Source organism: Blautia sp. HCP3S3_D9 (assembly GCF_052063845.1).
Classification (GTDB): Bacteria; Bacillota; Clostridia; order Lachnospirales; family Lachnospiraceae; genus Blautia_A.
The window spans coordinates 66,595-84,837 of sequence record NZ_JBQHWS010000005.1 but is presented as its reverse complement, the minus strand read 5'-3'; the positions used below and the strand labels follow the sequence as shown (position 1 = coordinate 84,837).

Genomic DNA, 18,243 nt, shown 5'->3' with positions numbered 1-18,243 from the left:
GAATAAGAGAGGATGCGAAGTCACCATTTATCCGGCACTGACACCGGCAGAAGAGATTCTTGCAGCAAATCCGGACGGCATTATGTTAAGTAACGGTCCTGGAGATCCGAAGGAATGTACTTCTATTATTAAAGAAATCAAGAAATTATATGATTCCGATGTTCCGATCTTTGCAATCTGTCTTGGACATCAGCTGATGGCACTTGCAACAGGCGGAGATACCCATAAGATGAAATACGGACACAGAGGCGGAAACCATCCGGTCAAAGACCTTGCGACAGGACGCGTTTATATCTCTTCCCAGAACCATGGATATGTAGTAGATGCCAAGGGACTTGAGGAGAAGAATATTGCAAAACCTGCATTTATCAATGTAAACGACGGAACAAACGAAGGTATGGCATACGAAGGAAAGAACATCTTTACTGTACAGTTCCATCCGGAAGCATGCCCGGGACCGCAGGATTCCAGCTACCTGTTTGACAGATTTATGGATATGATGGGAGGAAATAAATAATGCCAAGAAATAAAGACATTAAAAAAGTACTTGTAATTGGTTCCGGCCCGATTATCATCGGCCAGGCAGCAGAGTTTGACTACGCAGGAACACAGGCATGCCGTTCCCTTAAAGAAGAAGGCATTGAGGTTGTTCTTCTTAACTCCAACCCTGCAACCATCATGACAGATAAAGATATCGCTGACAGAGTTTATATCGAGCCTCTGACAGTAGAAGTAGTAGAACAGCTTATCCTGAAAGAGAAACCGGACAGCGTCCTTCCTACACTGGGCGGCCAGGCGGGATTAAACCTTGCCATGGAGCTGGATGAGAAAGGTTTCCTCAAAGAACACAATATAAGACTGATCGGTACAACTGCCCAGACAATCAAGAAAGCGGAGGACCGTCAGGAATTTAAAGATACCATGGAGAAGATTGGTGAGCCGATCGCAGCATCCAAGGTTGTTACAACAGTAGAAGATGGTCTTGCATTTACAAACACTATTGGTTATCCGGTAGTTCTCCGTCCTGCTTACACACTCGGTGGAAGCGGCGGCGGTATCGCTCATAATGAATATGAACTTCGCGAAATCCTGGAGAATGGTCTTCGTCTTTCACGTGTAGGTGAAGTACTGGTAGAGCGCTGCATCGCAGGATGGAAAGAGATTGAATACGAAGTAATGCGTGACAGTGCAGGAAACTGCATCACAGTCTGCAACATGGAGAACATTGACCCGGTTGGTGTCCATACAGGTGACTCCATCGTAGTTGCTCCGTCCCAGACACTTGGAGACAAAGAATATCAGATGCTCCGTACCTCAGCCCTGAACATCATCACAGAGCTTGGAATCACAGGCGGATGTAACGTTCAGTACGCTCTGAAACCGGACAGCTTTGAATACTGCGTGATCGAGGTTAACCCACGTGTAAGCCGTTCCTCTGCACTTGCAAGTAAGGCAACCGGTTACCCGATCGCAAAAGTTGCTGCAAAGATTGCTCTGGGCTACACACTGGATGAGATCCCGAACGCGATCACAGGAAAAACATATGCAAGTTTCGAGCCAATGCTTGACTACTGCGTAGTTAAGATCCCGAGACTTCCATTCGATAAATTTATTACTGCAAAGAGAACCCTTACTACTCAGATGAAGGCAACAGGTGAGGTTATGAGTATCTGCCATAACTTCGAAGGTGCCCTGATGAAAGCCATCCGTTCTCTTGAACAGCACGTAGACAGTCTGATGTCCTACGACTTTACACAGCTGACAGACGAGGAACTTCTTGCAGAGCTGGAAATCGTAGATGACCGCAGAATCTGGAAGATTGCAGAAGCCATCCGCCGTGGTATGCCGCAGTCCATGCTTCACGACATCACACAGATTGATATCTGGTTCATCGATAAGATTGCAATCCTTGTAGGTATGGAAAATGCTCTTAAGACCAGAAAGCTCACAAAAGAGCTTCTCCTTGAAGCAAAACGCATGGAATTCCCGGACTACATCGTTGCACGTCTGACGGGCAAGACAGAAGAAGAGATCAAAGCTCTTCGTGAAGAATATCAGATCAAAGCGGCATATAAGATGGTTGATACCTGTGCTGCAGAGTTTGCGGCAGCAACACCATATTACTATTCTGTATACGGCGATGAAGGTACAGAGAATGAAGCAGTAGCAACACCGGATAAAAAGAAAATCCTGGTACTTGGTTCCGGTCCTATCCGTATCGGTCAGGGTATTGAGTTCGATTTCTGTTCCGTACACTGTACATGGGCATTTGCAAAAGAAGGCTATGAGACCATCATCATCAACAACAATCCGGAAACAGTAAGTACAGACTTTGATATTGCAGATAAGCTGTATTTCGAGCCTCTGACACCGGAAGATGTTGAGAATGTAGTAAATATCGAGAAACCGGACGGAGCAGTTGTACAGTTCGGTGGCCAGACAGCTATCAAATTAACAGAAGCACTGACAAAGATGGGCGTTAAGATCCTCGGAACATCTGCTGAGAACGTAGATGCAGCAGAAGACAGAGAACTTTTCGACGAGATTCTTGAAAAATGCGAAATCCCGAGACCAAAGGGACAGACAGTATTTACTGCTGAGGAAGCTAAGAAAGCAGCAAATGAGCTGGGTTATCCTGTTCTGGTTCGTCCTTCCTATGTACTTGGCGGTCAGGGCATGAGAATCGCTGTAAGCGATGAGGACGTAGAAGAGTATATCGGTGTGATCAACCAGATTGCACAGGAGCACCCGATCCTTGTTGATAAATATCTGATGGGTAAGGAAATCGAAGTCGATGCTGTATGCGATGGCGAGGATATCCTGATCCCTGGTATCATGGAACATATCGAGCGTGCCGGAATCCACTCCGGTGACAGTATCTCCGTATACCCGGCTAAGACCATCAGCGAAAAAGCAAAAGAGACAATTGCAGAATACACCAGACGTCTTGCAAGAGCACTGCATGTTATCGGTATGATCAACATCCAGTTCATTGTTCTTGGAGATGATGTATATGTAATCGAGGTTAATCCTCGTTCCAGCCGTACTGTACCGTATATCAGCAAGGTAACAGGAATTCCGATCGTTCCTCTTGCAACTAAGGTAATCCTTGGATACAAGCTGAAAGACATGGGCTATGAACCGGGACTTCAGCCGGAAGCAAAACACTATGCGATCAAGATGCCTGTATTCTCATTTGAGAAGATCCGCGGCGCTGATATCAGCCTTGGACCGGAAATGAAGTCAACAGGTGAGTGCCTTGGTATTGCTGAGACATTTAATGAAGCGCTTTACAAAGCATTTATCGGAGCAGGTATCCGTCTTCCGAAACACAAAAACATGATCATCACTGTTAAAGACGAAGACAAACAGGATATCATCCCTATCGCAAGAAGATTCGAAGCACTTGGATACAGAATCTATGCTACACTGGGAACTGCAAAAGTCCTCAAAGAAAACGGAATCAAAGTTATCCGTACAAATAAGCTGGAGCAGCCTGCACCGAACCTTATGGACCTTATCCTTGGTCATAAGATCGACGTTGTCATTGATACTCCACCACAGGGTATAGAACATCAGAAAGATGGTTTCATCATCAGACGTAATGCCATCGAGACAGGTGTCAATGTCCTTACTTCTCTGGATACAGCAGAAGCACTGGCAACCAGCCTTGAGAACACAGACCTGAATAATTTATCTCTTATTGATATTGCTACGATTGCAAGAAGATAATTTTAAAGCAGATAAATGATATAATATAAAATGAAAAGACAGCAGTTGCGTTTTCTTTGTGGAAGATGGCAGCTGCTGTCATATTTTATGTTATAGGAAATTACTCCGTAATGTTCCTGTAACATAAAAAAGCCCTCCAGGCAGGATCGCACTGCGACGGAGAGAAATTATGTCGCTGAAGCGACCCGCCGCAGGTGGAGAATCCTGCAAGCAGGATTTTATATGAGGATTACTATAGTACGAAAATTGAAAATTACAGTTGTGCCGGCATCATGGTGTGTAATATAATCATATAAGCAGATAAAAGAAAATAAATGAATGCTTTAAGAAAGGAAAAATTATGGATTTTATTGAACTGTTAAAGGTCATTTTCCTTGGTATTGTGGAGGGAATCACAGAATGGCTCCCGATCAGCAGTACCGGGCATATGATCCTGGTGGATGAGTTTCTGAAACTGAATGTGACAGAGGAGTTTAAGAATCTGTTTTTCGTAGTGATCCAGCTTGGTGCGATCCTCGCGGTTGTAGTTCTCTACTGGAACAAATTGTGGCCGTTTTATATCAGACCAATTTCAAAGAAACAGCAGGCAGTGCTTAACAGGCATGGTGCAGTATCCAGAGGAATTCTTACTTTTGTGGAGAAGTTCTGTGATAAAGAGAAATGGGTGCTCTGGTTTAAAATTATAGTAGCCTGTATACCGACGATTGTTATCGCGCTTCCATTTAATGATGTCATTGAAGAGAAATTTAATAACTATGTAGTAGTTGCCATTGCACTGATCGTATATGGTATCCTCTTCATTGTTATTGAGAACTATAACAAGAGAAGGAGACCAACCTGTACAAATCTGGAAAATCTGTCATTTAAGACTGCATTCATTATCGGTCTGTTCCAGGTACTCTCCGTAGTTCCGGGTACATCCCGTTCAGGTTCCACCATTATCGGTGGTATCCTTGCAGGAACCTCCCGTACAGTAGCAGCAGAATTTACGTTCTTCCTTGGAATCCCGGTTATGTTCGGAGCCAGTCTGCTGAAGATACTGAAATTTGGTTTTTCCTTTACAGGAACAGAGGTGATGATCCTGATCGTGGGAATGGTAGTGGCATTTGTAGTTTCCATTATTGCGATCAAATTCCTGATGGGATACATAAAGAAACATGACTTCAAGGCATTCGGATGGTACAGAATCGCACTTGGTATTCTGGTGCTTGGATACTTTATCGGAAAAACACTTCTTGGTTAATGTTATAAAAAGAATTTTTTATAGCATTCCTCGTAAATAATGCATAAGAAAAGCCTTGCTGTATAAGCGGCATGTACGTCATAAGCGTATATCCCGGACAGCAGGGCTTTTTATTATGTTACACGTTTCTTATATACAGATCATTTCGCCGGTATAAGAGGTATCATAACCTGTCAGATGATGAATCTCAGTTTTGAAATCTTCAGACTGTACAATTTCCACAAGAGCAGAGAACCCCGGCTTTTTCACAGATTCCGCAGGAATTGCCAGATACATCTGCATATCAGTCACAGGGACGAAATCAAGTCCCGGAAAATAACGTGCGATCATTTCTTCTCCAAAAGCAACATTTGCTCTGTGCTCAAAAACAGCAGATGCAGATGACATATCAGAGACAGCTTCATTTCTGTATCCGCTGATTTTTTCAGAAGAGATTCCCCGTTCTTTCAACAGACGGTCCAGATAAACCCTGCGGGCACTTCCCTTTTCACGATTCATAAAAACAACTTTCGGATCCGTCAGGTCCTCCACAGAAGAAATCTTTTCAGGATTTCCGGCCTGTACATAGAAGCCGACAGAGTATTTATATAAAGAAAGAAGTATCAGCGGGATTCCGGGAACCAGGTGACGGATATCATCTATATCCAGACTGGTAGCAGCGATATGTGCCTTCTCGAAATACAGGGAATAAAGTACGTTATAGTCATTCATATGAGACTGCAGGACAGGAAGCCCATCAGGGTGAGCGGACATTTTGCCGAGAAGAAGCTCCAGGGCAGCAGAAGTCTGGCCGCCTAGAATGATACCGTTGGAATGAAGCAGATAATCTCTCTTCAGCAGAGAGCTCTCAGGTTCAAAATTAGCAGAAGTGTATGGAATATCCTGTCCGCTTCCGGAATTGCCGGAACTGCTTCTGCTAAGATACTGTGTCAACTGCTCTTCGCTGACCCTGAGCTGTTTTCCGATTTTGGAAGATTCCAGCTCACCGCGCTTGATAAGTTCATAGACCGTCGTCTTTTTGATCTTCAGACGGTCTGCGACCTCCTGAGCTGTGTAAAGTTTATTCATCAATACCTACCATGACATTAGTAGCCTTGATCACTGCATAAGCATCAGAACCTACTTTCAGGTTTAATTCTTCAACTGCTGCACAGGAGATGGTTGCTGTGATAATGTTTCCGCCGCCGATATCAATAGAAACGATGGAGTTTACAGCTCCGTTATTGATACTTACTACTTTCCCTTTTAATTGATTGCGTGCACTTAATTTCATGATAATTACCTCACTGTTTATTATTTTTTTCTATAGATTTATCGTTACTGTTCACACTCCACTATCCCGCGAGGTGTTTTGGCATGGATATGCCAAAATCCCGAGACATACAAGCCAAAATTCCATTGCCACAGGCAATCTGGAATGAATTTTGGCTGCGTTACTGAGAACGGAGTGAACAGTAACGATTTATCTGATACCCGATCAAAGGCCGGAAAGTTGTTTTTGCCGGTAAAAATAAGGCTTTCGACCTGCTATCATTTACATGATAACATATACAAATAAAATTGACAAGAATACAAAAGTTTTGTACAATAGATACAAAAGGAAACGAAACTGAATAAAACAAAACAAAACTGAATAAAAGGCGGTAAAAGCATGAGAAAGAAATTAATTGCAGCAATGATGGCAGGAGTACTGAGTGCAGGAATGTTCAGCACAGGAGTTTTCGCAGCAGATACAGACTTAAAAGGTGAAGTCAATACATTCATCGCAGCGAGCTTAAGCAATGCAATGGAGGAAATCCAGAAAGATTTCAATGAGACATATCCTGATGTTGAAATCTTCTACAATGCAGACAGCTCAGGTACATTACAGACACAGATCGAAGAAGGCGCACGCTGTGATATCTTCTTTTCAGCAGCTGACAAGCAGATGGACGCTCTGGTAGACGAAGATCTGGCTAAGAAAGATACTGTAGAAGATATCCTTGAGAACAAAGTCGTTCTGATCAAACCTAAGGATGGAGAAACAAAAGTTACAGGATTCGAGAACATCACAGATGCAGCTAACATTGCACTTGCAGGTGACAGCGTTCCTGTTGGACAGTACTCCAGAGAAATTTTCGACAATCTTGGAATTACAGATGAAGTAAATAAGATGGAGATCAACGAAGGTAAGAACGTATCTGAAGTCCTTGCGGCAGTAAGTGAAGGAAGTAATGAGATCGGTATCGTTTATGCTACAGATGCGGCTTCCGTTGCAGATAAAGTAGACGTTATCGCAGAAGCTCCGGCAGATGCACTGAAGACACCTGTTCTCTATCCGGTAAGCCTTATTGAAGACAAAGAGGCATCTGAGGATGATGCAGCAGCTGCAGAAGCATTCCTTGAGTACATCAAATCTGATGACGCTACGAAAGTGTTTGAGAAATATGGCTTTACAGCATACAAAGCAGATGATATTTCCGAAACAGATGATAAAGATGCAGAAACAACAGAAGAAGCAGATGACACAGAAACAAATGCTGAGACAGAGACAACAGAGGAAGCTAAATAAGAATGAGTGAATTTCTGGCAGAAATAAACTGGAGTCCTTTATGGATTTCACTGAAAACAGGTTTCGCGGCTACTGTGATCGCGTTCTTTCTGGGGATATTCTTTGCGAGACTGGTAATGAAGATGAAACCTGTTTCCAGAGGCATACTGGATGGTATCCTGACCATGCCTCTGGTACTTCCCCCGACAGTGGCCGGTTTCATTCTGCTTCTGCTGTTCAGTCTGAGACGTCCGTTCGGGGCATTTCTGCTGGATAATTTTGATATTAAGATCGTACAGACCTGGAAGGGCTGCGTGATCGCAGCATCTGTAATTGCGTTTCCACTGATGTATCGAAATGCACGCGCTGCATTTGAACAGGTGGATGTGAATCTGATCGCAGCAGGCAAGACACTTGGCATGAGTGACAGAAGAATCTTCTGGACAGTTGTCATGCCGACAGCAGGACCCGGAATCGCATCCGGTACAGTCCTTGCCTTTGCCAGAGCAATCGGAGAATACGGTGCTACATCCATGCTCGCAGGAAACATTCTTGGCAAGACCAGAACCGTTTCCGTTGCCATTGCTTCGGAGACTGCGGCAGGAAATTATGGCATGGCCGGTTTCTGGGCAGTTGTGATCTTGATCATTTCATTTGTGATCGTTGCGGCGATCAATATTGTTTCCGGTAAGGGAATGAAGATGGGCAGGTGGATGTAATGGCGGTCAGTGTGGATATTGAGAAGAAACTTCATGGCTTCACTCTGAAAGTAAAGCTGGAGAGTGATGGTTCTCCAATGGGGATCCTTGGAGCATCCGGAAGCGGAAAAAGTATGACTCTGCGCTGTATTGCAGGAATCCAGACACCGGACTCAGGAAGAATTGTTGTAAATGATAAAGTTCTTTTCGATTCAGAAAAGAAGATCAATCTGAAACCGCAGGAGAGGAAGGTCGGCTACCTTTTTCAGAACTATGCACTTTTTCCTACCATGACTGTAGAGAAAAATATTGCATGCGGATACAGAGGGGATAAAAAACAGCTTAAGGCAAAAGTGGCAGATTACATAGAACGCTATCAGCTTAACGGGCTGGAGAAGCGTTATCCGGGACAGCTTTCCGGAGGCCAGCAGCAGCGAGTTGCACTGGCACGAATGATGATCGGAGAACCGGAAGTCATTCTTCTGGATGAGCCGTTTTCCGCACTGGATGGATATTTGAAAGACATCATGCAGCGTGATATGCAGAACTTCCTGAAAGAGTATACAGGTGATATGATCCTGGTAACTCACAGCCGTGATGAGGCTTACAAGTTCTGCGGACATCTGACGATCCTGGACAGCGGTCAGGCACTTACTACGGGAGAAACAAAGAAACTCTTTGAGCGCCCTGGTATTCTGCAGGCAGCCAGACTGACTGGGTGTAAAAATTTCTCAACTGTACAGAAGATGGGAGAGCACAGTGTTTATGCAGTGGACTGGAATCTGATGCTACAGACAAAAGATGAGGTGCCGGATGATGTTACCCACGTGGGAATCCGCGGTCACTGGATGAAAGGTGCAGCTGAAGGCGGAGAGAACTGTATGGAAGTGGAAGTTGTGGAATATATTGAAACAACCTTTGAACATCAGTATTTACTGAAGAACAAGAAACGCGGAGACTGTCAGCCGGTCTGGTGGATGTGTCCCAAAGGAAATTTTGAGGAAGATCCGCATGCAAAAGTTCCGAAATATATTCATTTTCCGGAAGAGCATCTGATGCTGCTGAAAGAAGCGAAATAGAATATATAAGAAATAATAAAAAGCGTTGTATTTTCAACAGAGATTTCTGGTGAAGATATAACGCTTTTTTAACCGAATCAAGTAAGTCCCTGCGGAGCAGTTATTCGGTGTAGAATCGCGTAGCCACGTAGCTGTAAGAGTCTGCCGGTTTGATCACGCAGATGGATGTTATCAAATTGTCTGAGAAATCTATGACGGATGATTCTTAGAATATTTTATGTAGTCCACAACCATCATCGCCAGTTTAAATGTCAGTGCATCTTCAAACGCGCGGATATCCAGTCCGAATTTTCTCTGGAGTTTTTCGAAACGGTACACCAGAGTATTTCTGTGTACATAAAGCTGTCTGGAGGTTTCGGAGAGATTCAGGTTATTTTCAAAGAAGGTACGGATGGTGATCAGGGTTTCTTCGTCAATAGAATCCAGAGTTTCCTCTTTGAAGATCTCGTCGATAAACATTTCACATATGGAAACAGGAAGCTGGTAGATCAGTCTGCCGATTCCAAGCTGGTTATATCCGAATACATTTTTATCTGCGTAGAAAATTTTGCCTACTTCAAGGGCTGTATGTGCTTCCTTGTATGCGTCTGGAAGCCGGGAAATATCCTCCGCCAGATTACTGTAGGCAACCCATGCAGAAGTCATTGCTTCTGTATTTAACATATCTACAAGCATATATGCAATTGATTCCAGATCTTCATAAGTTTCTGTAGACTGTAATTCTCTGATGATGATAATCCCTGTATCATCAATAGCTGTGATGAAATCTCTGGTACGGGCGGAGAAAATATTCCGGATCGTAGCGAGGGCGTTTTCATCCTTGGTCTGTTTGGTTTCTACAAGAAATACGGCACGCTGAACAGAAGTTGTAATGTGCAGTTTCTTGGCGCGGTTAAAGGCATCTACATCAGAATAACTGCCAAGGAGAAGATTCTGCATAAAGGTATTCTTGTCACTTTTTTCTGCATAGGCAGCCAGGAGACTCTGTACCTGGCATACGGCCAGTTCTCCGATAGTGGCAGTACTTTCTGCTTTTCCCCATACGATCAGAATGTAGGAGACAGAATGATTCTCCATGATCTTATACAGGCAGAAGCTTGTATTGGAAACACACAGTGCACTGCTTTGGCGAAATTCTTCCAGTTTTGATTCTGCAGGAAGTTTTTTATCACAGGTAGAGAGAAAGATATGGTTATCAGAATCCAGCAGACAGAAATCAAGCTGGCTGATATTTTTCCAGTCTGTCAGGCATTTCTGTAAAATCTGTTGTATTTTCATTAGGTCAGTCCTTTCTTTTGGGGTATGAGTCAGCTTATAGCAATCCTCGTAAATTGTCTGATTGAGGTAATCAGGCAACCAATTCAATTCTATATTATAACATAAAAACCCGGGGAAAACTCCCCGGGTTTATTAAAAGATTCCTAAAATTAGTTGCAGATTGTAAGTTCTGTTTCTTTATCAAAGAAATGAGATTTTTCCATATCAAATGCGAATTTGATCGGATCACCGGTCTTAGCTGTTGTACGAGGATCAACTCGTGCTGTAACCTGACTTCCGTTTACATCGAAGTATAAGAATACTTCAGCTCCGAGAAGCTCGTAAACTTTAACTACGGATGTCATCGGTGCGCTTGGAGAAGCTTCGATGAACATCTGAGAATCATGGATATCTTCCGGACGGATACCGAGAACAACTGTTTTACCTACATAGCCGCCATCTTTAAGAGCTTTTGCTTTAGCAGCTGGGATAACCAGTTCATGCTCGCCAACTTTAGCGATAAGGTTGCCGCCTTTTTCGGAGATAACAGCGTCAAGGAAGTTCATCTGCGGAGATCCCATGAATCCTGCAACGAATAAGTTGCCTGGTTTCTGATACAGGTTCTGAGGTGTATCTACCTGCTGAACAATACCGTCTTTCATAACAACGATTCTGGTACCAAGAGTCATAGCCTCTGTCTGGTCATGTGTTACATAGATGATTGTAGCACCCAGTCTCTGGTGGATCTTGGAAATCTCGATACGCATCTGTACACGAAGTTTAGCATCCAAGTTGGAAAGAGGCTCATCCATAAGGAATACCTTAGGATTACGTACGATAGCACGTCCCATAGCAACACGCTGTCTCTGACCACCGGAAAGAGCCTTCGGTTTACGATCAAGAAGTTTCTCAAGGTCAAGGATTCTTGCAGCTTCACGAACTGCTTTGTCAATCTGGTCTTTCGGAACTTTACGAAGTTTAAGTCCGAATGCCATGTTATCATATACTGTCATATGAGGATACAGAGCGTAGTTCTGGAATACCATTGCGATATCACGGTCTTTAGGCTCTACATCGTTCATAACTTTGTCACCAATCTTTAATGTACCGCTGGAAATTTCTTCCAGACCGGCAACCATACGAAGTGTAGTAGATTTACCACATCCTGAAGGTCCTACGAAAATGATGAATTCTTTATCTTCGATCTCCAGATTGAAATCTTTAACTGCCTGGAAACCATTTGGGTAAGTTTTGTTAATGTGCTGTAATGATAAGCTTGCCATGATTATTATTCCTCCAAAATTATTTCATATTGTTTTTGCTGATTGATTACTCGTTTTTTCATCTGTAGACAGTATAGCGAAAAGGAGGGGGGATGGCTAGGGAAGAATCGTACAAAGATTTTTTTCGTTTCTTGTCATTCTGACGAAAAGCCGGAATGTGTATACGGGGATTCCGTCAAACTGTCAAAAGGCATGAGAAAAACGCAGGACAAAATGACGAAATTTTGTCTGCGTTTTTCAAAATTGAAACTATAGCAGTTCTGGTAAATATGGTCCTTTTTACTATCTGTTACTCAAAGTATATACAAGATTATGGTTTGACTGAATCAAGTCAAAAATCTCTGACAATATGAAGGAACGGATGAGAGGACACGAATATCGGGCTAAAATTACAGGGGAATCAGAAAAAGCAAATCATCAGGAAGCATTTTGCGCAAATTCTGTGTTGACCAGTTCTGCATATGGCGTACGTTCTTTCAGTTCACCTGCGCCTTCCAGGATATCCTGTAGCAGTTCAAAACCATCCTGCCCGAACACCAGATTTTCTTTCCAGGTGTCCTGATCATAATAGCGCTTTACAATGGCTGTGATGGTATCCAGATCTGTTTCAGGGAACTGTGGCTCGATTACTTCTGCAATCTCATCTGGAGTATGGCTCTGAACGTAGTCCATACCTTTCTGCAGAGCATTGGTGAATTTCTGCATGATATCAGGATTTTTTTCCATATAGCTGGTTTTGGCACTGTAGGAGGTATAAGGCACATAGCCGGAGTCAACACCAAGGGATGCCACGACATACCCAGCGCCCTGCTTTTCAAGAGCAGTAGCAGACGGCTCAAATTCTACAGTGAAATCTGCCGAATCATCTCCTGTAAAAGCAGCCGCAGTAGCGCCGAAGTCAATGCTCTGGTCAATAGACAGATCTTTCTGAGGGTCAAGGCCATTCTGCTTCAGAATATATTCAAATACCATTTCCGGCATGCCACCTTTGCGTCCGCCCAAAACTTTCCTGCCTTTCAGATCTTCCCATTTAAAATCCGGCATTTCTTCTCTTGCCACAAGGAAATTTCCGGCCCGTTGGGTAAGCTGTGCAAAGTTTACAACAGGATCAGTAGCTCCCTCCTGATAGGCATAGATAGATGCTTCTGCTCCCATAAATCCGATATCCGCCTCGCCGGATATGACTGCAGTCATAGTTTTATCTGCCCCAAATCCAGTTATAAGCGTCAGATCAAGCCCCTCATCTTTAAAATATCCTTTTTCAATTGCCACATACTGCGGAGCATAGAAAATAGAATGTGCTACTTCGTTCAAAGTGATTTTTGTAAGCATCTTATCGTCTGTGCTGTCTTTTTTCTTCGCAAATGCTGTTACCGGCACTGCAGTCACGGCAAGTATAACCGAAGCTGCCAGTGCAATCCATTTTTTATTTTTCATGCAGATACTCCTTTTGAAGACTTCTGCTGTTAGAATATGCAGAAAGTATGGGCAGCGTTCGTATTTATTATTGTATGATCAGAAAGAAAACGATATAGAGATTTGGCGTTTTTTAGTATAAAAAAGTATCGAATGTTGTTGACAAGCCTGAATACATTTGATAAGATTTGTCAAGTAACTTAATATTCCATGAGGGAGTAGTTAGCGCGAAAGTGTGATTTGTCAACATTCTGATTATATTAGAGAGTATAATCTGGCAAATCTTAAATAATGAGACTCATGTATATCGATTAACAGCTGGTGTATGATGCATTGGCTGGTAATTGATATACATGAGTCTTTTTTTATCTGCTGGGTATACTCGTAATAGCAGATATTTCGGTTGACAGTGCTGTTGTGGAGAATAAAAAGGAGGAAAAAATGGAAAAATTCATTAACAATGCCCCATTTGCTCTTGTGCTTGTATTTCTTGTAATAGGTTTTGTACTGCTTATTAAGGGCGCAGACTTTTTTGTAGAGGGAAGCTCAAGCGTGGCAAAGAGACTGCATGTTCCATCTATTATTATCGGACTTACCATCGTTGCAATGGGAACATCACTTCCGGAGACAGCGGTCAGTGTATCGGCTTCACTTACCGGCAATAATGAACTTGCAGTAAGTAATGTAGTCGGTTCCAATATATTCAACCTGATGGTTGTTATCGGCGTGTGTGCAATGATTGCTACAGTAGATGTTGCAAAAGAAACAATAAAGAGAGATATCCCGTTTTCCCTTATCTGTGCAGGTCTTTTATTACTTTTTGGAATTGCCGGATTTGGTGATAAAGCAGGTATGACACTTGGACATCTTGATGGTGTGATATTTCTTGGTGTGTTTGCAGGATATATTTTCTACATGATCAAGATTGCATTAAAGGCAAGTAAGGAAGGCAAGAAGGTTGAGATTGAAGGTGGTTCAGATGAAGATATCAAGCTGATTTCAGTGCCGCTCAGTATTTTATTCATTATTGGTGGTGCAATTGCGATTGCAATCGGTGGAGATGTGACTGTAGATGCTGCTTCAAGAATAGCAAGTGATCTTGGAATGAGTCAGACACTTATTGGACTTACAATTGTTTCAATAGGAACATCACTTCCGGAACTTGTGACTTCAATAGTTGCAGCCAGAAAGAACGAAGTCGATATGGCACTTGGCAATGCGATTGGTTCAAATGTATTTAACATACTTATGGTACTTGGTATTGCATCAGCGATCAGTCCGATCAGCATAATTACTGAGAATATCATTGATCTGTGTGTACTTATTGTATTTACAGTGTGTGTATGGATCTTTGCAGGAACCAAGAAGAAAATCGGAAAAATAGAGGGATTTGCTATGGTTGCGCTTTATGCGGCATATGCGGTTTACATTATAATAAGATAAAGGAGATATCAGACAAATGTTATTATTTTTAAAGATATTTTTTACTGAATTCATAGCAGAAATGGGAGACAAAACTCAGTTCATGCTTATCGCTCTTACTTCTAAGTACAAGTTAAAAGATATTATATTTGGAACTGCTGCAGCAATCCTTGTACTTAACGGACTGGCTGTTTTGGCAGGCGGATTTGTCAGCGAATTCATTCCTGACTGGCTCATTAAGACAGCAGCAGCACTGGCATTTCTTTACTTTGCTGCATCAACGATTGCCGGTGATGATGACGATGAAGCGGAAGAGGGCGGTAAATCAAAAATTAAATTCGCTCCACTCGCAGTTTTCTGTACATTTTTCCTGGCAGAACTTGGAGACAAGACGCAGCTTACTGCTATTACATTTGGCGCTAATGAAGGTATAGAGTCAGCACTTGTTGTGTGGATCGGATGTTCCCTGGGACTTTTTGCTGCGGATATCCTTGGAATGTTAGTCGGCTATCTTTTAAAGAGCAAGACTCCGGATGGACTGCTTAATACACTTGCATTTGTGATATTCTCTGTATTCGGTGTATACACATTCTATCAGGGACTTAAGCTTATCAGCGCAGGCGTCTGTCCAATCCAGGTATGGCCGATACTTATATCTGTAACTGTTGTTTTTTCTGTTTTATGTGTCTGCCTTTTTATAAGAAAAGAGAAGAAGAAAATTAAATAAATCGATGAGGAAAGCTATAGAAAGCAAGTCTGTTATGTTTCATCAGTATTATTGTACGAAGAAATATGAAACTTAAAATTCAGGAGGATAACTATATGAAAATTGTAATTATTAACGGGGATGAAAAAGTGATAGATGTGGCATGTGCAGCGGGTTTTACAAGCTTGTCTGCATTTAATCGCTTTTTTAAAAAACAGATGGGACAGACACCATCAGAATATAGAAAGAACCAGTCAAAGCCATCTATAAACTGAAAATAAGTAGAAATTCTCAGCAAGAAAGAATCCTGCAAAAAAGCTCAGCCGATCTGACAGAGCTTTTTATTTTCTAATGAATATTTTTCTGATCTTTCTTTGTACGGATTTTATCGTCATACATTTTCTGGTCTGCTTCATTCAGCAGATCTAAGAGGGTAAGTCCGGGATAATCTTCGGAGTATGCATATCCGCAGGCATAATTTATCTGGAATTCTCCACGCAGGCCATTGAATTTCAGGATCATTTCTTTAATCTTTCTCATATTCCCATCCTGCATAATAGGCAATCTGCTGGAGATATTCATAACCGTAGCCTGATTTTGGTTCATCGCCTTCGCCTTCCTGATAACCAGGATAATTCAGATATCCAACCCGGACTTTCTTTAATGTATGAGTTTCCTTCAGGGATTCTTTCTGTGTTTCTGGCGTTGCTTCGGCAGCTCTGGAAAGAACAGGGGGCGATGCAAAGATCAGGATTGCCATGATCAGTAAAATACTGACTTTTAATGTGTGTTGTAATTTATTTTTCATACGTTAGCCTGTGAATCTTACTCTGTTAATGTGTTTTTGGATGTGTGTATTTCTATATTTTATAGTGATAAAGTACTTGGCGTCAATATATTTGTATATATTGTTGAAAATGTAATAGTATTTTTATATTATAGTAAGAAATTCTGACAATTACATAAAGATGTGTGCTATAATAAAAAAGCAAAACTTAACCGAATCAAGTAAGTTCTCGGTTTCAATTGCGAAAAGTAATAAGCAATGGTATTTGGATTATGCACAGCAGGCAGTAATTTGCTTCGCCTGACATTAATACTGGAGGAAAATAAAATGGCCAAAAACGAAAGATTCAAAAAAGTTTATTCTCAGGGTGCAATGACAGGAACAGAAATCTGGGTTGACAGAGAAACAGGTGTGAATTATGTATTCCATTTCAGTGGATATGCAGGTGGACTGACACCATTACCGGATAAAGACGGAAAGCCTGTTGTTACTTTGGTTGAGGACTGATGTTACGGGAAATTCGAACAATTCTGGGTTTTGGAATTTCGACATATAAAAAGAGAAATATAAATAAAGAGAAAGATATTATCTGATTGGAGGATACAAATACAATGGATATGAAAGAACAAATTCATGGATTAACAGATGAAATGCTTACAAACCTTGGCAGACTGGTAGCTATTGACTCTCAGCTTGGCACCCCGGCAGAGGGAATGCCATTTGGCGAGGGACCTGCGAAAGCGCTTGAAGAGGGACTTAAAATTGCAGAAGAACTCGGTTTCAAGACAGTAAATCTGGACAACTACTGTGGTTATGCAGAGATGGGCGAGGGCGAAGAAATCGTAGGTATTGCCGGACATCTCGACATTGTACCGGTAGGAGGAGACTGGACCTATGATCCATTTAAGCTGACACGAGAGGGTGACTATGTTTATGGCCGTGGAACAACCGATGACAAAGGCCCTGTTCTGGAGGCACTTTATGCTATGAAACTTCTCCGCGATTTTGGGGTGAAATTGAACAAAAGAGTCCGTCTCATCATGGGATGTAACGAGGAAACAGGCTCCAAATGTATGGAACATTATAATGAGGTAGCAGAAGAATTATCCTGCGGTTTCACACCAGATGCCAACTTCCCGTGTATCCATGGCGAAAAGGGGCTTTTGCAGATGATGGCCTATTCCAAGAACACGAAAATCATCTCTGCAGATGGAGGTTTTGTCTTTAACGCAGTATGTGATTCCTCCACAATAGTTGTTCCTGCCGAAGAAGGACTGAAGGAGAGACTGGAAGCTGTACTTGCAGAGACAAAGCTTCAGGAATATAAGGTAACAGAGGAAAAGGGACAGATCAGTATCTATGCAAAGGGAGTTCCGGCACATGCCAGCACTCCGACTCTTGGTGTCAATGCAATAGGTGCTACTTTTGAATGTCTCGCGAAAGCAGGATTTAAGGACGATTTTGTGGAATTCTATAATACACATATCGGTACATCCTGCGATGGTGAAGGCATTGGACTGAAATTTGCAGATGAGTATGGTGAACTTACTCTTTGCAATGGTATGATCAAAACAGAGAATGATGTGATCTCCTGTACAATTGATATCAGAGTACCTGTAACACTGAAATCAGATGAAGTCCGCAGGATGTGTGAGGGCAGACTTGAGGATGAGAATGGACGTATAGAGATTCTGGGAATTGGTGATGCCTTATTTTTCCCAAGAGAATCACCACTGGTAAATGCTTTATACAAAGCTTACACAGATGTAACAGGCGATACAGAGAACAAGCCGATGGTGATCGGCGGCGGCACTTATGCAAAGTCTCTTAAGAATATCATTGCATTTGGACCTGAGAAGCCGGGAATCGATTATCGTATCCACAGTGCAGATGAATTTATCCTCGTATCCGGCATGGAAGAGGCAGTTCTGGTCTATATGGAAGCAATTAAGAATCTTCTGGCAATCTAATATATAAAAATAAGTACAATAATTTTAGAGGAGCTGGAGTAATCCGGCTTCTCTTTTGAAACATAAAAGATATTTTTCTAAAATTCTTTACAAAGTATTTTATTTAAAGTAAAATTAATA

The 18,243-nt window shown here is 42.2% G+C and carries 18 protein-coding genes; 11 read left to right on the top strand and 7 right to left on the bottom strand.

Annotated features, from left to right (window positions below):
- The 3 genes from ACTNES_RS02540 to ACTNES_RS02530 form a co-directional block, all read left to right on the top strand.
- Positions 1-517, top strand: a 517-nt coding sequence (locus ACTNES_RS02540) for a carbamoyl phosphate synthase small subunit (RefSeq protein WP_441038461.1), incomplete at its 5' end; no start/stop codon positions are given.
- Complete coding sequence (carB, locus tag ACTNES_RS02535) at positions 517-3,732, top strand: carbamoyl-phosphate synthase large subunit (protein WP_300334138.1); 3,216 nt, start codon at positions 517-519, stop codon at positions 3,730-3,732. The genes ACTNES_RS02540 and carB, both read left to right, overlap by 1 nt.
- A gap of 340 nt (positions 3,733-4,072) precedes the next feature.
- Positions 4,073-4,975: an undecaprenyl-diphosphate phosphatase gene (locus ACTNES_RS02530; protein WP_291805230.1), complete on the top strand. Its 903-nt coding sequence runs from the start codon at positions 4,073-4,075 to the stop codon at positions 4,973-4,975.
- Positions 4,976-5,104: 129 nt separating this feature from the next.
- Here ACTNES_RS02530 and ACTNES_RS02525 read toward each other — a convergent pair whose 3' ends face one another.
- Together ACTNES_RS02525 and ACTNES_RS02520 are read right to left on the bottom strand one after the other, a co-directional pair.
- Complete coding sequence (locus ACTNES_RS02525) at positions 5,105-6,043, bottom strand: helix-turn-helix transcriptional regulator (protein ID WP_291805227.1); 939 nt, start codon at positions 6,041-6,043, stop codon at positions 5,105-5,107.
- Positions 6,036-6,248 (bottom strand): TOBE domain-containing protein, encoded by a 213-nt coding sequence (locus tag ACTNES_RS02520; protein WP_008706085.1) that lies wholly within the window; start codon positions 6,246-6,248, stop codon positions 6,036-6,038. Before ACTNES_RS02520 ends, ACTNES_RS02525 begins: the two co-directional genes overlap by 8 nt.
- A gap of 378 nt (positions 6,249-6,626) precedes the next feature.
- Between ACTNES_RS02520 and modA the strand changes: the two genes are divergently transcribed.
- Genes modA through ACTNES_RS02505 form a run of 3 tightly spaced genes read left to right on the top strand, consistent with a single transcriptional unit; the run spans position 6,627 to position 9,282 of the window.
- Complete coding sequence (modA, locus tag ACTNES_RS02515; protein ID WP_441038460.1) at positions 6,627-7,526, top strand: molybdate ABC transporter substrate-binding protein; 900 nt, start codon at positions 6,627-6,629, stop codon at positions 7,524-7,526.
- Between the two features lie 2 nt (positions 7,527-7,528).
- Positions 7,529-8,224, top strand: coding sequence for a molybdate ABC transporter permease subunit (gene modB / locus ACTNES_RS02510; protein ID WP_441038459.1), 696 nt, complete (start codon positions 7,529-7,531; stop codon positions 8,222-8,224).
- The gene (locus ACTNES_RS02505) at positions 8,224-9,282 is read left to right on the top strand and encodes a sulfate/molybdate ABC transporter ATP-binding protein (RefSeq protein WP_291817697.1); all 1,059 of its coding nucleotides are present in this window, start codon (positions 8,224-8,226) and stop codon (positions 9,280-9,282) included. The genes modB and ACTNES_RS02505 overlap by 1 nt, the downstream gene beginning before the upstream one ends.
- A gap of 189 nt (positions 9,283-9,471) precedes the next feature.
- Here the strand turns inward: ACTNES_RS02505 and ACTNES_RS02500 are convergent, their stop codons facing one another.
- The 3 genes from ACTNES_RS02500 to ACTNES_RS02490 all read right to left on the bottom strand — a co-directional run bounded on the left by ACTNES_RS02500 (position 9,472) and on the right by ACTNES_RS02490 (position 13,259).
- The gene (locus ACTNES_RS02500; protein ID WP_291805202.1) at positions 9,472-10,560 is read right to left on the bottom strand and encodes a PucR family transcriptional regulator; all 1,089 of its coding nucleotides are present in this window, start codon (positions 10,558-10,560) and stop codon (positions 9,472-9,474) included.
- A 149-nt stretch (positions 10,561-10,709) separates the two neighbouring features.
- Complete coding sequence (locus ACTNES_RS02495) at positions 10,710-11,822, bottom strand: ABC transporter ATP-binding protein (RefSeq protein WP_441038458.1); 1,113 nt, start codon at positions 11,820-11,822, stop codon at positions 10,710-10,712.
- A gap of 417 nt (positions 11,823-12,239) precedes the next feature.
- A complete protein-coding gene (locus tag ACTNES_RS02490; protein WP_441038457.1) occupies positions 12,240-13,259 on the bottom strand; it encodes an ABC transporter substrate-binding protein in 1,020 nt (339 codons plus the stop codon).
- Positions 13,260-13,679: 420 nt separating this feature from the next.
- Here ACTNES_RS02490 and ACTNES_RS02485 point away from each other — a divergent pair, with 420 nt between their 5' ends.
- The 3 genes from ACTNES_RS02485 to ACTNES_RS02475 all read left to right on the top strand — a co-directional run bounded on the left by ACTNES_RS02485 (position 13,680) and on the right by ACTNES_RS02475 (position 15,641).
- A complete protein-coding gene (locus ACTNES_RS02485) occupies positions 13,680-14,681 on the top strand; it encodes a calcium/sodium antiporter (RefSeq protein WP_441038456.1) in 1,002 nt (333 codons plus the stop codon).
- Between the two features lie 16 nt (positions 14,682-14,697).
- Positions 14,698-15,387 (top strand): TMEM165/GDT1 family protein, encoded by a 690-nt coding sequence (locus ACTNES_RS02480; RefSeq protein WP_441038455.1) that lies wholly within the window; start codon positions 14,698-14,700, stop codon positions 15,385-15,387.
- Between the two features lie 95 nt (positions 15,388-15,482).
- Complete coding sequence (locus ACTNES_RS02475) at positions 15,483-15,641, top strand: helix-turn-helix domain-containing protein (RefSeq protein WP_291816792.1); 159 nt, start codon at positions 15,483-15,485, stop codon at positions 15,639-15,641.
- Between the two features lie 73 nt (positions 15,642-15,714).
- Here the strand turns inward: ACTNES_RS02475 and ACTNES_RS02470 are convergent, their stop codons facing one another.
- Positions 15,715-15,906, bottom strand: a complete 192-nt coding sequence (locus tag ACTNES_RS02470; RefSeq protein ID WP_291809962.1) for a hypothetical protein — start codon at positions 15,904-15,906, stop codon at positions 15,715-15,717.
- Positions 15,893-16,174, bottom strand: a complete 282-nt coding sequence (locus ACTNES_RS02465; protein ID WP_291809960.1) for a hypothetical protein — start codon at positions 16,172-16,174, stop codon at positions 15,893-15,895. Before ACTNES_RS02465 ends, ACTNES_RS02470 begins: the two co-directional genes overlap by 14 nt.
- Positions 16,175-16,480: 306 nt before the next feature.
- Here ACTNES_RS02465 and ACTNES_RS02460 point away from each other — a divergent pair, with 306 nt between their 5' ends.
- Together ACTNES_RS02460 and ACTNES_RS02455 are read left to right on the top strand one after the other, a co-directional pair.
- On the top strand, positions 16,481-16,660 hold the full coding sequence (locus ACTNES_RS02460) for a DUF6440 family protein (RefSeq protein ID WP_291809957.1): 180 nt from the start codon (positions 16,481-16,483) through the stop codon (positions 16,658-16,660).
- Between the two features lie 104 nt (positions 16,661-16,764).
- Positions 16,765-18,123, top strand: a complete 1,359-nt coding sequence (locus ACTNES_RS02455; RefSeq protein WP_291816794.1) for a M20 family metallopeptidase — start codon at positions 16,765-16,767, stop codon at positions 18,121-18,123.
- The last annotated feature ends 120 nt before the right edge of the window (positions 18,124-18,243 follow it).